A 15,244-nucleotide genomic window follows, 5' to 3' on the forward strand; every position below is an offset into this window, starting at 1 on the left:
ACATGCCGCATCACTGCCCTCCCGAGGCCATTGGAACCCGCACCACGCACACACCGGCAATGAGCAAACTGGCGCCACCGATGGCCAGCGCATGGATCGGCTGACCGCCCAGCCAGACGCGCAGCACGAAGCCCAGTGCGCTGGCCGCGACCAGCTGCGGAATCACGATGAAAAAATTGAAGATGCCCATGTACACGCCCATCTTGGCGGCGGGCACGCTGTCGGACAGCAAGGCATAGGGCAGCGACAGGATCGAGGCCCAGGCAAAGCCGACACCCAGCATCGACAGCAGCAGCCACTGCGGGTCGCGGATCACCAGCATCGACAACAGCCCGGCCGCACCCAGCCACAGGTTGCACAGATGACTCCAGCGCAGGCCGATCGCACGCACCAGCAGTGGAATGACCAATGCCGCCAACGCCGCAAATCCGTTGTAGGCGCCAAACAACACGCCCACCCAGTTCGCGCCTTCGTTGTAGGCTGCCGATGCGGTGTCCCTGGCACCGAAGTGCACCTGGGTAACCGCCGCGGTGGTGTAGATCCACATCGCAAACAGCGCGAACCAGGAGAAGAACTGCACCCAGGCCAGGCGTCGCATCGTCAGCGGCATGCTGCGCACGTCCTGCACGATCGCCACCAGCATGCCGGTCGATGGCAGCACGCGCGCCAACGCAAGCAGCGCACCGTAGGCGATGCACAGGCCGGCCAGCACGTAGAGCATGCGGTCGCCGTGCTGCCAGGCGATCGCAGCGGCGAGCAGCACACCGATGCCGCACCAGAGCGCACTCGCACATTGCGGCGGCAAGGTGCCGGCGATCGCTGCAGCCGCTACAGGCGGATGCGCATCGTCGAAACCGGCCAGCTGCTGCGGGCTGTATTCGCGCGTGCGCAGCACCGTCCAGCTGATCGACAGGAACAGCACCGCGGCACCGAGGTAGAAGGCGTAGCGCACGCTGTCGGGCAACTGCCCCGGCGGCGCGGTATTGGCCACGCCCCAATGCGTGAGCAACCATGGCAGGAAACTCGCCACAATCGCGCCGACCCCGATGAAGAAGCTCTGCATCGCATAGCCGGTGGGCCGCTGCGCCGGTGGCAGTTGATCGCCGACCAGGGCGCGGAATGGCTCCATCGAGATGTTGATCGATGCATCCAGCACCCACAACGTGCCGGCGGCAATCCACAGCATCGGCGCGTTGGGCATCACCAGCAAGGCCAGTGTGGTGAATACCGCGCCGACCATGAAATACGGACGTCGGCGCCCCCATGGCGTCCAGGTGCGGTCGGACAGGTAGCCGATGATGGGCTGCACGATCAGACCGGTGAGCGGTGCGGCGATCCACAGACCGGGCACATCGTCGACCTGCGCCCCCAGGGTCTGGAAGATGCGGCTGGCGTTGGCGTTCTGCAGCGCGAAGCCGAACTGGATACCGAGAAAGCCGAAACACATGTTCCAGATCTGCCAGAAACTCAGGCGTGGCTTGGCGGTCATTGCGCAGCCTCCGTGCTCGCTGCGGGGCCGACCAGCAGCGCGCTCACCTGCGCGGTGTTGACCACGCCATCGCGACCACCGCGGCCGCCGTTGTACTGCGCAAAATGCGCGAGCGCGCTCATGTTGAAGCCGTTTTCCAGCCGGAACCTGCACTGCTGCCCGTCTACCACAGTGAAGCTGACCTGCGTGGACAGCTGCTCGCCCACGCTATGCGGCATCACCACGACCTGCGACTGCGTCGCCTGCCCCGGGCATTCCAGCAGCAGCCGCTTGACCGCCGCAGTGACGCCGGTATTGATCGGCCCGTTGGGGTTGCGATAACGCAGCGATACGCGATGCTGGCCCGTGCGCGTGGCAGTCCAAACCCAGGCCTCGCTTCCCGCGACCTCCTGCAACGGGCCGAGCGTCAACGCGGGACTGTGCAGCGACTCCAGGCCATCGGCGCGGCGGGTCAGGCTGAGCACGTGCAGCCGGCCGTCCTCGCGCAGGTCTAAGTGCTGCGTGGCGTCCAACGCATGCCCATCCATGTACAGCGTCGTCCCAGCCGGAATCACGATGCGGTGGCCGTCGCCCTGCCGTTGCGCGACGGGCGCCTCCGGCGTGCTGGGTGCGAACACCTGGCCTGGCTGCGGCGGGGCGGTGGTATCGGCCTTGCGACCGATCAGATGCACCAACGTGGTCTGGCCTTGTTGCTCGACCTTCCCCGCCACCAGCAACTCACCCGCACTCGCCGTCGGCCGCTGCAGCACATACCGCCGGGCACTCTGTTCAAGCACGATCTGCTGGCGATCGCCAAACAACAACGGCACCAACGTACGCGGCAGTTTCGGCGTCACACTGCCATCGGCACCAATGCCGAACACGCCTTCCAGCACCGCGGAGAGATAGCCGGCAACCGACCACAACTGGCGCGGCGAATTCACCACCGGGCCACTGCGGGGCCCCTCCTCCACATGCACCGCCAGGCTCTGCATCTCGTAGTTTTCCATGTTGGAGCCAGCCAGCGCGCTGCCGCGCATCAACGACTGCAGCTCCAGCGCAATGCGCGGCGCGTCGTCCAGCTGGCGTGCGGCGCGCAACGCATACGCGCTGACGAAGGGCCAGACGGCGCGATTGTGATAAATCGGCTGTTCGGCGTCCTGCGGCCACACCACCGGGCTGCCGCCGGCAACCAGCGGATACCCGCGCAGCGCGGCACGCGCACGCTCCTTCGGAAACACCTCGGCCAGCACGCCAAGCGACACGCCGAGCAGATCGACCTTGGCATAGCGCACCGGATGCGCCGCATTGCCCAGATAGCTCACATACTGATTGCTGGGCGCATCCCAGAAGCGCGTGGCGATGGCCTGACGCAGCGCATCGGCCCACTGGGCGTACCTGGACGCACGCGCATCGCCATGCTGGCGCGCCAGCTGCTCGGCCAGGCGCAGGGCCTGGTAGTGCAGCACATTGGTGGACAGGGCGAAGGACTCGGCAATGAAGCGCACATCCTGGCGCGTCCACTCCGGATAGGTCTGCTCGCGCCAATCCAGGAACGAGGTTTCGCCACGGTAGAGCCCGATCTGCGCATCGAATACCGCGGCACGGTCTTGCGCGATGGTGTCCTGTAATGCACGCCAGACCTCTTCAGCGAATGGCTGATCGTCCAGCAGGCCACGCGCGGCGAGGAACCACACCACACGGTCGCTGCTGATCGGCCAGCTGCCACCGGAGCCGGTGTCCTGCGCAACGAACAATCCCGGCGTCTGCCCATCGCGCGCCGCCGACAGCTTGAAGCGCAGCGCATTGCGCGTACGCTCCGGCTCCAGCCGCGCCAACGCCAGATCGGCGGCGAAGCTGACATCGCGCGTCCATACGTAAGGCCAGCGCTCACCGGTTTCGAAACACGCGCATGCCACCGGCTTGCCGTCATTGAAGGCTGGATCGCGGATCGCATCGACGCGGTCGTCGGCCATTTCCTGCTGGGCCAGGGCAAACAAGGCATCGAACAATGGACTGGCAGTGTGCGTACGCATCGGTTGCGGCCCGATACGACGCTCGCCCTGCGGCCAGCGCAGCACGAACCCACCGTCTTCGAGCGCCTGCGCCTGCGCGCGGCGGCCCTGGAATTCCAGCTCGTCGGCCAATACCGGCGAGCTTGCCGCAACACCCAGCGTTGCAGCCATGCAGATCATCTTCAGCATCGACGCGGCGAGACGGCTTGCACCGTCGGCCTCCCTCCCTCGTTGCACGCGTTGTAGTGCGCGGCACTGGCGTGCCACGGGCGCGGACCCTCCCAGGTGCCGTGGCGCCATGGTAGACGCGCACCCCGGGGTTCGGCACCACTGCATACGTATTCATGGCATTGGCCGCAGTGCAGCATGGCCCATCCACGCCGCGTCATTGCATAGTCGCCACTGACGCAATGGCCGCCTTGGGAGGGGATATGCCGCTGTCTTCACGTCGCGTGCGTTCGACATCGAGCGCCGCAAGCAGTGCGCGCCTGCTTACCCTGCTGCTGCTCGGCAGCCTTGCCGGCATCGCGCAGGCCGAGCGCATCGCCATCAGCGCGGATTCGCCTGGCAAGATCCTGCAGGTCACGCTGGAAGTGGATGGCGGCACACCCTACTACCACGTGCAACGCCTGGGCCAGCCGGTGCTGGAGCGCTCGCGCCTGGGCTTCCAGTTACGCAACGGCCGGCTGGACCGCGGCCTGGTCGTCCTCTCGCAGGCGCGCCAGCATCATGACGACACCTGGGAACAACCCTGGGGCGAGACGCGCCTGGTGCGCAACCACTACAACGAATTAAGCGTCAGCCTGGGCGAGCGCAGCGGCGCGCAACGCCGCTTCGATGTGATCTTGCGCGTGTACGACGATGGCATCGGCCTGCGCTATCACTTCCCCGAACAAGCGGGATTACGCGAAGCCATCATCGACGAGGAAATCACCGAATTCGCCATCGCGCAGCCGTCCGAAGCGTGGTGGATTCCTGCAGGCGAGCCGATCCACTACGAATACCTGTATCAGCGCACGCCGTTGAACCAGGTCGCGCTGGCGCATACGCCACTCACCTTGCGTACCGAGAGCGGGCTGCACGTCGCGCTGCATGAAGCGGCGCTGGTCGATTACGCCGGCATGTGGCTGCGCCGTACCGAAGGTCGGCGCCTGCGCGCGCAATTGTCACCCGCTGCCGAAGGCTGGAAGGTGCGGCGCACGCTGCCCTTCGACACGCCGTGGCGCACGCTGCAGATCGCCGACCAGGCCACCGGCCTGGTGGAATCCAACCTGATCCTCAACCTCAACGCGCCCAACGCCCTGGGCGACGTGAGCTGGGTCAAGCCGTCCAAGTATGTCGGGGTGTGGTGGGCCATGCATCTCAACCAGCAGACCTGGGCAACCGGGCCGACCCACGGCGCCACCACCGCCGACACCAGGCGCTACATCGATTTTGCCGCGGCGCACGGCTTTCGTGGCGTGCTGGTGGAAGGCTGGAATCCGGGCTGGAACGGCGAATGGTTCGGCAACGGCGGCAGTTTCGATTTCACCCGGCCAACGCCAGATTTCGACCTGCCCGCACTGAGCAACTACGCCGCCGGCAAGGGCGTGCATCTGATCGGCCATCATGAAACGGGGTGCGCAGTGGATCATTACGAAGACCAGATCGCCGAAGCGATGGACCTGTACGCCCGCTTCGGCGTGGACTCGGTCAAGACCGGCTATGTCTGCGACGACGGCCAGGTGGAACGCCGCAACCCGGCAGGCGGTGCGCCGCTGCGCGAATGGCACGACGGCCAATGGATGGCGCGCCATCATCTGCGCGTGGTACGCGAGGCTGCCGAGCGGCATATCGCCGTCAATGCGCACGAGCCGATCAAGGACACCGGCCTGCGCCGCACCTATCCCAACTGGATCTCGCGCGAAGGCGCGCGTGGCATGGAGTACAACGCCTGGGGCCAGCCACCGAATCCGCCCGAGCACGAGGTCAACCTGGTGTTCACCCGCCTGCTCGCCGGGCCGATGGATTACACGCCGGGCATCGTCAGCCTGAAAGGCCGCGACGGCCAGGCGATTCCCAGCACGCTCGCGCGCCAGCTGGCGCTTTACGTGACGCTTTACAGCCCGATCCAGATGGCCGCCGATCTTCCCGAGCATTATCTGCAGCACCGTGACGCCTTCCGCTTCATCGAGGACGTGGCGGTGGATTGGGACCAGACCCGTGCCTTGAATGGCGAAGTCGGCGACTACGTCACCATCGCCCGCAAGGACCGGCATAGCCGTGACTGGTTCCTGGGCAGCATCACCGACGAGCATGGCCGGCTGCTGCAGGTGCCGCTCGGATTTCTTGAGCCCGGCGTGCGATATACCGCGCAGATCTACCGCGACGATGACGATGCGGACTATGTCGGCAACCCGTTCGCCTTCGTGCGCGAACAACGCCAGGTCAGCAGCTTTGACACGCTGGAACTGCGTCTTGCGCCAGGCGGTGGGCAGGCGATTCGCTTCGTGCCGATGGACGGGAAGCGCTGACTTGGTCGCAACGGCTTGCCGAGGCGGCCTTCAACGCGACCGATGATTGCATTACGCAGCGGCACTGCAGCCGCTGCGGATCGCGCAATGACGTTGCCTCACGCCGGGCGCACCTCGTACCGCGCTGCGGCGGAGCTTGCGTGGAATCGATTTCAGCGCAATCAGCCGGGTTGAATACGTATGCAGTGCCCGTTTGCGTGCAGGTGCCGTGTCTACCATACGTCGCAGTCGTGATGCCCGTGGTGGCGCGCGATGCAATGCATCCAGGCGTCTGCCGGATCGAAAAATCAAAGACCAACATGTACCTGGGAGGGGAAAATGTTGAAGCACAAGCGCTCCGCGCTGAGTATCGCCCTGGCCGTTGCCATGGCACCGACGTTGGCGGCCGCACAATCGGCGGCGCCGGCGCAAGCAACCGACACCGAACAAACTGCTTCCGAAAACACCGCCGGCGCGGTGACCGAGCTGGACAAGGTCCAGGTCACCGGCCTGCGCCGCGCGATCGAGGGCGCCATCTCGGTCAAGCGGGATTCCACCTCGATCGTGGAAGCCATTTCCGCCGAAGACATCGGCCGCCTGCCGGACGTGAGCATCGCCGAATCGCTGGCGCGCCTGCCTGGCCTGGCTGCACAGCGTGTCGCCGGTCGCGCGCAGGTGATCAGTGTGCGCGGGCTGTCGCCGGATTTTTCCACCACCCTGCTCAACGGCCGCGAAGTGGTCAGCACCGGTGACAACCGCAGCGTGGAATTCGACCAATACCCGTCCGAACTGGTCAGCGGCGTCACCGTCTACAAGACGCCCGATGCCGGCCTGGTCGGCCAGGGCTTGTCCGGCACCGTCGACATGCAGACCGCACGCCCGCTCAGCTACAACGAGCGGGTGATCGCCATCGGTGGCCGTTACCAACGCAATTCGTTGGGCAAGGCCGCCAACGTCGATCCGTACGGCAACCGCTTCAATATCAGTTACATCGACCAGTTCGCCGACCGTACCATCGGCCTGACCATCGGCTACGCCCACACCGACATGCCGATCCAGGAAAACCAGGTGGGCCTGTACGAGCCCTGGCAACCGGTCAATGCACAGCGCCCGCGCCCCGGCGTGGCCGATGGCGTGTACTTTTCCGACGGCATCAAGGCATTGCGCCGCACCGGCAACCAGAAGCGCGACGGCGTCATGGCCACGTTGCAGTACCGCCCGTCCAACGCTTGGACCAGCACGCTCGACGCCTTCCATACCGAAGCCGAGCAGATCGACACTGCCAACCAGTTCGAGCTCAACCTGAGCAACTACAACGGTGGCTATACGCCGGGCTTGAACATCAGCAACGTGCGCGTCAACGACAGCAACAGCTTCGTCGGCGGCACCGCCAGCGGCGTCTACCCACTGGTCCGCGGCATGTACAACAAGCGCGAAGACACCATCGACGCGTTTGGCTGGAACAACGAGATCTCCGCCGGCGCCGTCAAGCTCGTCGCCGACCTGAACTACTCCAAGGCCACCCGCGATGAATTGAACCTGGAGAACAATCTCCAACGTGCGCCCATGCCGCAGCTGGACACCGTGGGTGTGTCTGTCGTCGGCAACGGTTTCTCGCAGCTGGCGCCGGGCATGAATTATTCCAGTCCCGACGCGCTGTTCCTGACCAACACCATCTATGGTTCCGGCTACGGCAAGGTGCCGCGCGTGGAGGATGTGCTCAAGGGCGCACGCCTGCAGGCCAGCTTCTCGATGCCCGACGCGTTGAGCTGGTTCTCGGATCTGGATGTGGGCGTCAACTACGCCAACCGCGAAAAGCAGAAGACCCAGCCCGAAGGCAACATCACCCTCGGCGCGCAGGGCGAATCCACCATCGCGCCGGACCTGCAGTACGCGCCTGTCAATCTGGGCTTTGCCGGAATCGGCTCCCTGCCCGCCTGGAACGTGCCGGCGGTAGTCTCGCGCTACATGCTGTTCAACCCCAGCGACGACGCCTCGTTCCTGGTATCCAAGGCCTGGACGGTCGAAGAGAAGATCACCACCGCCTGGGTGCGTGCCAATCTCGATACCGAATGGGGCGATGTGGGCGTGCGCGGCAATCTCGGCGTGCAGTTGCAGAGCGCCGATCAGTCCTCGCGCGCGAGCTATTGGGACGCGTCGCAGCCGGTGGGCAGCGAAGTGCGCCCGATCGACGACGGCAAGACCTACCGCGACTGGTTGCCCAGCCTAAACCTTGCGTTCCAGTTCCCGTACGAGCAGACCTTGCGTTTTGCAATGGCAAAGCAGGTTGCACGTCCGCGCGTGGATCAGCTGCGCGCCTCGCTGGAATTCGGTGTCGACACCTCCACCGGCCGCCCCGGTGCCAGCGGCGGTAACCCGATGCTCGATCCCTGGCGCGCGAACGCCATCGATCTTTCCTACGAAAAATATTTTGCCGAGCGCGCCTACGTGGCCGCAGCGTTCTTCTACAAGGACCTGAAGAGCTACATCTACACCCAGAGCCGCGACAACTACGATTTTTCCGCATTGGTCGCCGGCTACGTGCCGCCGCCGGGCTCGGCGCCGGTATTGACCACCGGCACCTTCAGCGCTCCGTTCAACGGCAAGGGCGGCACGCTGCGCGGCGTCGAACTCACTGCTTCGCTGCCGCTGGATCTGGTCTTCGCTCCCTTGGAAGGTTTCGGCATCCAGGCCAGCGCCACCTTCAACGACAGCGACGTCAAGATCCGCGACCCGGAAAGTGCTTCCAGCGTCGGTGACGGCGAGATCAGCCTGCCCGGCCTGTCCGAACGCGTCTACAACCTCACCGCCTACTACGAGCACAAAGGTTTCGAGGCACGTGTCAGCCAGCGTCGGCGCTCGGACTTCATCGGCGAGATCGGCAACTTCAACGGCAACCGCACGCTGCGCTACGTAGTCGGCGAAAACATCACCGACGCGCAGATCAGCTACAGCTTCAGCGACAGCAGCGATCTCGCTGGCCTGACCCTGCTGCTGCAGGCCAGCAACCTCAGCAACTCGCCTTACCGCACCTACGCCGAAACCAAGGACCGTCCACTGGAATACATCGAATGGGGCCGCACCTTCGTGCTGGGCGTCAACTACAAGTTTTGACGGGATGTGAGCTGCAAGCGATGCACTGATTGGCTACGTCGTTAGTTGTGGCTACATCGTGCCGGTAGCCGTAACGTCACCTGTGGCTGCAGCGTCACTTGTGGCTATCGTGGCCCCTAGCTACAGCGTTACTTGAGGCTGCATCATTATCTGTAGCTGACTCACTGCCTGTAGCTGACTAGTTGCCTGTGGCTGCAGCGTTCCCTGCGTGCCAGTGAGCTGACCGCCCACGGCGCCAGCCCTCTGCACCAGGAGCACCAAAGCCCCTCTCCCACTGGGAGAGGGGTTGGGGTGAGGGTACGGCGCAAGCGCAGCGTGCACCCACGCAGTGCCCAGCGTTGCTCCATGGGCCGTCACTCAGGAGGCGGCGCTGCTGAGCAATAAACAACGATCACCTTTTTGACCGGCCTGGCGCCATCAATCAAAAGAAACCCGCCGACGTGAGGTCGGCGGGTTTCTTTTTCCAGGTTTCTTTACCCGAATCTGTATCCACTCTGTATCCACTTCTAAAAAACGCCCAAGATCAACCGCCGATCAAGGCATTACCGGATGTAAAAGCAGCGCTATTCGCACGGCATCGGCCTGGGGCATCGCGATAGCACCAAGGCCGCCCGCAACACATCCATCCTCGCAGTCGATCACCATCGATCTGTACCTACCAGTCGGACATCCCGGACGTATGCAAGGCATCACCGCGTGCCGCGTCCGAACAGCAGCAAGGGGATCCATGAAAGGCTCGCGCAGCCCGCGTCGCACTGCAGGTAGCCAGCGAACCAAGGAACTCCGAGGTAAAGAAAAGCGAGGCATCCCTTCAGGTATGCCTCGCTACGTAGAAGGCGATCACGCAACCACAGCTACCGGTCACGATGCCACATCAGCCACCTTCGATCGCGCACACCACCGCATGCCCGGCCAGGCGCAGGTGGCCATGTTCGATGGCTCCGCGCTCCACGCCCGGCACATCGACTTGCCTCCACGCGCCAGCCGGAAGCCCAAGTTCGGCCCTGTGCGCCGACAGATTGAATGCCAGCAACATCACCCGGCCGGCATGCTCGCGCCGGAACATCAACACAGGCTCGGCGGTGTCGTAGAACGTGATCGCACCCTCGCGCAACGCAGGCTCGCCCTTGCGCCACGCCAGGAACTGGCGCACCGCGCTGAGCACGGACAACGGATCGTCCTGCTGCACACTCACCGCATTCGCACGATGCTCCTCAACCAGCGGCAGCCACGGTTTGCCGCTGCTGAAGCCTGCCGACGGCGCGTCCGTCCACGGCATCGGCGTGCGGCAGCCATCGCGCCCCTTGAAGGTTGGCCAGAAGGTGATGCCGTACGGATCGCGCAGGTCCTCGTACGCCACCTCCGCCTCACCCAGGCCCAGCTCCTCACCCTGGTACAGGCAGATCGACCCGCGCAGCGAACACAGCATCGCCACCACCATCCGCGCGAATGCCGGCGACGCATCTACCCCGCCCCAACGCGTCACCGCGCGCACCACATCGTGGTTGGAAATGGCCCAGCACGGCCAGCCCTCCAGCATCGTGGCTTCGAGCCGGCTCACCGTCTCGCGGATATAGGCCGCGCTGTAGTCCTGCACCAGCAGCTCGAAGCTGTAGCCCATATGCAGGCGGCCATGAGAGGTGTACTCGGCAGTGGTCGCCAACGAGTCTTCCGACGAGATCTCGCCAAGACTCACGGCATGCGGATAGACATCCAGCAGCCCGCGCAGGCGCTCCAGGAAGGCCAGATTTTCCGGCTGGGTATTGTTGAAGTAGTGGTACTGATACGCGTACGGATTGTCGGCGCTGAACCCACGACCCACCCGCTTGTCGGCCGGCTTGGCCGGATTGTCGCGCAGCTGCGCATCGTGGAAGCAGAAGTTGATCGCATCCAGGCGGAACCCATCCACGCCGCGATCCAGCCAGAAGCGGACGTTATCCAGCGTCGCCTGCTGCACCTCGGCGTTATGGAAATTGAGGTCCGGCTGGTCGACGAGGAAGTTGTGCAGGTAGTACTGTTCGCGCCGCGGCTCCCATTGCCATGCACCCCCACCGAACAGCGACAACCAATTGTTCGGCGGCGTCCCGTCCTCACGCGGATCGGCCCACACGTACCAATCCGCCTTTGCGTTGGTCCGGTCCTGCCGGCTCTCCTGGAACCACGCATGCGCGATCGAGGTGTGGCTCAACACCTGGTCGATCATCACCTTCAAGCCGAGGCCATGCGCCTTGTCGAGCAGCCGATCGAAATCGTCCAGCGTCCCGAACAGCGGATCCACCGCACGATAGTCCGCGATGTCGTAGCCGAAATCGGCCATCGGCGACTTGAAGAACGGCGAAATCCAGATCGCATCCACGCCCAACCCGGCGATGTAGTCGAGTTTGGCGATGATGCCGGGCAAATCGCCCACCCCATCGCCATTGGAATCCAGAAAACTGCGTGGATAAATCTGATAGATGACGGCCCCGCGCCACCATGATGTCTGCGACATGTACGCCCCTCCCGGGCCATTGCAGGCGCCAGAACATGCGCCCAGCCAAGGCAGTTAGGGTAGCGGCGCCCGCAGCGTACGGCGCATTTGTGCATACGTATTCATGTCGCTAGGCAGCAAGGCCTCGATCGCTCAAAAAGCTACATTACGATTCGCAGCATCTCACTAGTCACCATGCTGGCATGACATGCAAAAGACGTCAGACCCAAGCGCATCGAAGCGTTGCATGTAAAAATTTCTGTTCTGCAAATGAAACTGGCGGCTGATTGACACCAAAAGCGACCTGTTTCGAGGCTGCCAGCAACCGATGCATCACCCGTCCGTTAATCTGCGACGGGTTTTAGACACATTGCGCATACCGGCTCGAGCTTATGCGTGATCCTCAAGGTCGTCGTCTTTGGCACGCTTGCGTTTACCTGAGCCCTTTCGGTTCGCATAAAAGTCTTCCAGCCACTGCTCTGGCGTCAGCTGGTCTACGCTTACACCCAGCTTGTCGGCTTTCCGCGACAAAATTTGATGCATGATTTCGATGTTGTCGGTTGAGGATGAAATCACTGAAAGGGCATCATCCATCCCACGCAGGTTGAGCTGGCACACCGCCGAGGCATGGCCTTGCTTGACCAGGAAGCAGCGCGAGCGTTCGTCCAGCGACACCACCACCTGATACTCGGCGTCAGTGAGCTTGAGCCCTTCCATATAGTCGTCGCGGCTGGCGCTGGGATTGGGCAGCAGGACCATGGTTGCCGTCTGTTCGATCAACGCGGCTGCGATGTCGCTCGCCAGTGCGTCTTCCGGGCTCTGCGTGGCGAAGATGCCCAGACCGTTCTGCTTACGGATCGTCTTCTGCTTGTTCTTGGCGAATTCCTTCAGCCCACCCTTGCCGTCCAGGATCTTCCAGAACTCGTCCATGACATAGATCAATGGACGCCCGTCGATCAGCGCTTCCAAGCGATGCAGCAAATAGTTGATCACCGGCACGCGCACTTCGGCGTTATCGATCACATCGGTGTAGTCGAAACCAATGATCGATGCGCGCGTCAGGTCGACGGTGTCCACCGGGTTGTCGAATACCCAGCCCAATGAATTGCCGGCAGTCCAGCGGCGCAGGCGTGCATACAGCCCATCGTCGCCCATGTTGGGCAGGCTCTTGCGGAAGTTGCTCATGCTGCGCAGATGCATCGGTGTATCCAGCATACCTTCCACCGCGCGATAGATATCTTCTTCCTCGCGTGCGCTGTACTCGGTCTTGCCGCCTAGCACCTTGATCAGCTCGGCCAGGAATTGCGTGTTGGCCTCGTTGCGTTCGCACTGGAACGGATTGAAGCCAGTCGGCGCGCCGTTTTCCAGCGCCAGATAGTTACCGCCGCAAGCGCGCACGAAGATCTCCGCGCCGCGATCCTTGTCGAAAAAGAAGATCGTCGGGACCGGGTCGAACTTCTGCACCTGGCTCAACAGGAAGTTGATCAGCGCCGTCTTACCGGTACCGGACTTGCCGATCACCATGGTGTTGCCGATCGCCTTCTCTCCCAAGGAATTCTCGGCCGGGTGCGTGGCATGGAAGTTGAAGTAATACGGTTGACCATTGGTGGTCTGCAGCGTGGTGACGCAATCGCCCCACGGATTGTTGTGCAGCTTGCCTTGGGCAAAATTGTGCAGCGGCGACAGGCCCAGGAAGTTGAGCGAACTCAGATTGGCAATACGCGTACGGAAGCGCCAGTTGCCCGGCAGCTGCGCGTAGAACGACGAGGCAATTGCCAAGTCTTCCTTGGACGACACGAAGCCCGCATTGGAGAGCTCTGCACGCGTGGTCGCGATTTGCCGGGCGAGTTTTTCCTGGCTGTCAGCGTACACCGCAATGGTGAAGTGATATTCGCCCAGCACGAAGTTACCCGAGGCCACGTCATCCATTGCCAGATCCAGATCGCGGATCTGGCTGGAGGATTTGTCGCCCGATGAAATCATCATGCCCTTGGTACGCTCCAGCACTTTCAGTGCGTCATGGCGACCGACAGGGCTGAATGAGTGAGTGACCACATATTCAAAATCTAGATACTTCAAGCCATTGAGTATGCCGGGATAGGTCCCGTCGGCGTATTCCTTGACATTTAGGATAGCCCCGAAATGATTGATGCCATCAGGCGTGCGGATGACAAAGTCACCGGTCTTGTTGGCGAACATGTGCTTACTGACGGGCAGGTACGCCGGAACCGGCGCCTGCAGTACCGGAACCGGCTCGTCGATCCGATTCAATAGATAGCCAAGGAACTCCAGCGTTTCGGAGAAAACGATTCCATTCTTTGCCTCGTACATTCCAAGTCTATAGGGCGAATAGTCTTTTAGCACCGCTTCCACGTTAGTCGCCAGCTCGATCACCTTCGCAATCGCCTGCTCTTCTTCGACCCGAATTCTGGCAGGATCGCTGGATTTCTCGACCAACCGACGCCCGGTAACCACCGGGCGGTAAATCATGCTGAAATACAATTCATTCTGCATGATTTTCTGGGAGGACAGCGTTGAGTAATACTCATTGGACAGCGACTGATTGAACGCTTGCTTGAAACGGCCGGAATTGCTGATCTTGCGACGACGTCGAACATCATGTGCCCAGAACGCAACGTTTGCGAAATCCGGCGCGCGCAGGGTCTGTACAAGACGGTTGAACGTATTGTGCCGCTGCTCCAGCTCAAACTCGTCACGTCCAACGAAGGGCAGGCCCGCAAGATGCCAGATCAACAGATAGTCACCGCCGGTCGTTTTTAGAACGGACGGTGCTACGTGCGTCGAAACGGAGACGAATTCGCTGATCGGACTATCTGGGCTGAACATGGCCTTACCAATTTAAGAGGAAGCATCTGATGATGCAGTCGTGCAAAGCGCCAACCCCACGCGACTTGCGGGCGTGGGGTTGGTTAGCGGCCTACTTGCTTACTGACGTTTTCCAGCGGGGTTCTTTCGATACTCATTGGGACTGAACACCCACATTCCCGAGTAACGCTGGGCATTTCGCACACGCATACGAAACAACCACCGTAGTCCCAACAGCCTGAAGATCATCTCGTCTCGCTTGGCCACTTGCTGCAGGGCAAAAATAATGACTGGAATTGTCAACAGATACCAAAGATCGAAATACATCCCCAGCAGCAGGCCACTGCCGGCTCCGATGAAAAACGGGATATAAGGCACTCCCAGGAACATCGCCGGACGCGTACACCCACGGAAGAGAACGTCTTTATGCATAGTACTGAGTGATTTGCAGCAGCGTCATCGACGCAGTGTTGCAATCCTGGCCACCACCTTCCTTGCCAATCACCATGTTGGCGATCTGGGCAGCAGCGCCAATCAGGACACCACCGATCAAAATCGGAGAAACTTCAGAAATTCGCTTGTGAGCAAACGCAATTTGGTAGCCGGCAATAATCACTGCAATCGTGACAACAAGCGCTGAGCCCATGTTCAACAGACCATTGACGTTTTCAAGGAAGCCACACATCTTATCGCCGGTTTCTCCGAGACCGCCTTCTGCGGAGGCCCCACCCGCAACTAGGAGCAAGGAAGTGAATGCCAGCGCTTTCAGGGCCTGGGTTCCGATCATCTTGGCGTCAGCGGCCGTCTTCTTGTTAATTTCAAACTTCATATCAATCTCCTTGGGGAACAGGGGGGGTCT

At 62.3% G+C, this 15,244-nt stretch carries 8 protein-coding genes; 2 read left to right on the plus strand and 6 right to left on the minus strand.

Features of this window, described 5'->3' with window-relative positions; translation table 11 throughout:
* Positions 1 to 10: 10 nt before the first annotated feature.
* Positions 11 to 1,489 carry an MFS transporter gene (locus H7A87_RS12360; RefSeq protein WP_119128561.1) on the minus strand — a complete coding sequence of 493 codons (1,479 nt, stop codon included), beginning with the start codon at positions 1,487 to 1,489 and terminating at the stop codon, positions 11 to 13.
* Positions 1,486 to 3,672: a Six-hairpin glycosidase-like protein gene (locus H7A87_RS12365; protein WP_119128560.1), complete on the minus strand. Its 2,187-nt coding sequence runs from the start codon at positions 3,670 to 3,672 to the stop codon at positions 1,486 to 1,488. Before H7A87_RS12365 ends, H7A87_RS12360 begins: the two co-directional genes overlap by 4 nt.
* A 242-nt stretch (positions 3,673 to 3,914) precedes the next feature.
* Between H7A87_RS12365 and H7A87_RS12370 the strand changes: the two genes are divergently transcribed.
* Positions 3,915 to 5,996: a glycoside hydrolase family 97 protein gene (locus tag H7A87_RS12370; protein ID WP_119128559.1), complete on the plus strand. Its 2,082-nt coding sequence runs from the start codon at positions 3,915 to 3,917 to the stop codon at positions 5,994 to 5,996.
* 318 nt (positions 5,997 to 6,314) lie between these two features.
* Positions 6,315 to 9,089 carry a TonB-dependent receptor gene (locus tag H7A87_RS12375; protein WP_180496665.1) on the plus strand — a complete coding sequence of 925 codons (2,775 nt, stop codon included), beginning with the start codon at positions 6,315 to 6,317 and terminating at the stop codon, positions 9,087 to 9,089.
* Between the two features lie 874 nt (positions 9,090 to 9,963).
* Here the strand turns inward: H7A87_RS12375 and H7A87_RS12380 are convergent.
* The 4 genes from H7A87_RS12380 to H7A87_RS12395 form a co-directional block, all read right to left on the minus strand.
* Positions 9,964 to 11,580 carry an alpha-glucosidase gene (locus H7A87_RS12380; protein ID WP_119128557.1) on the minus strand — a complete coding sequence of 539 codons (1,617 nt, stop codon included), beginning with the start codon at positions 11,578 to 11,580 and terminating at the stop codon, positions 9,964 to 9,966.
* Between the two features lie 369 nt (positions 11,581 to 11,949).
* Positions 11,950 to 14,406, minus strand: coding sequence for a VirB4 family type IV secretion/conjugal transfer ATPase (locus H7A87_RS12385; protein WP_119128556.1), 2,457 nt, complete (start codon positions 14,404 to 14,406; stop codon positions 11,950 to 11,952).
* A 99-nt stretch (positions 14,407 to 14,505) separates the two neighbouring features.
* Positions 14,506 to 14,817: a VirB3 family type IV secretion system protein gene (locus H7A87_RS12390; protein ID WP_119128555.1), complete on the minus strand. Its 312-nt coding sequence runs from the start codon at positions 14,815 to 14,817 to the stop codon at positions 14,506 to 14,508.
* On the minus strand, positions 14,810 to 15,214 hold the full coding sequence (locus tag H7A87_RS12395; RefSeq protein ID WP_119128844.1) for a TrbC/VirB2 family protein: 405 nt from the start codon (positions 15,212 to 15,214) through the stop codon (positions 14,810 to 14,812). Before H7A87_RS12395 ends, H7A87_RS12390 begins: the two co-directional genes overlap by 8 nt.
* Between the last annotated feature and the right edge of the window lie 30 nt (positions 15,215 to 15,244).

Source organism: Xanthomonas sp. CPBF 426 (genome assembly GCF_903989465.1).
Taxonomy (GTDB): domain Bacteria; phylum Pseudomonadota; class Gammaproteobacteria; order Xanthomonadales; family Xanthomonadaceae; genus Xanthomonas; species Xanthomonas euroxanthea.

What these genes read in the sequence shown, in the direction of transcription:
- H7A87_RS12360 (WP_119128561.1), bottom strand. Translation starts at nt 1,489, where the DNA reads ATGACCGCCAAGCCACGCCTGAGTTTCTGGCAGATCTGGAACATGTGT.
- H7A87_RS12365 (WP_119128560.1), bottom strand. Translation starts at nt 3,672, where the DNA reads ATGCTGAAGATGATCTGCATGGCTGCAACGCTGGGTGTTGCGGCAAGC.
- H7A87_RS12370 (WP_119128559.1), top strand. Translation starts at nt 3,915, where the DNA reads ATGCCGCTGTCTTCACGTCGCGTGCGTTCGACATCGAGCGCCGCAAGC.
- H7A87_RS12375 (WP_180496665.1), top strand. Translation starts at nt 6,315, where the DNA reads ATGTTGAAGCACAAGCGCTCCGCGCTGAGTATCGCCCTGGCCGTTGCC.
- H7A87_RS12380 (WP_119128557.1), bottom strand. Translation starts at nt 11,580, where the DNA reads ATGTCGCAGACATCATGGTGGCGCGGGGCCGTCATCTATCAGATTTAT.
- H7A87_RS12385 (WP_119128556.1), bottom strand. Translation starts at nt 14,406, where the DNA reads ATGTTCAGCCCAGATAGTCCGATCAGCGAATTCGTCTCCGTTTCGACG.
- H7A87_RS12390 (WP_119128555.1), bottom strand. Translation starts at nt 14,817, where the DNA reads ATGCATAAAGACGTTCTCTTCCGTGGGTGTACGCGTCCGGCGATGTTC.
- H7A87_RS12395 (WP_119128844.1), bottom strand. Translation starts at nt 15,214, where the DNA reads ATGAAGTTTGAAATTAACAAGAAGACGGCCGCTGACGCCAAGATGATC.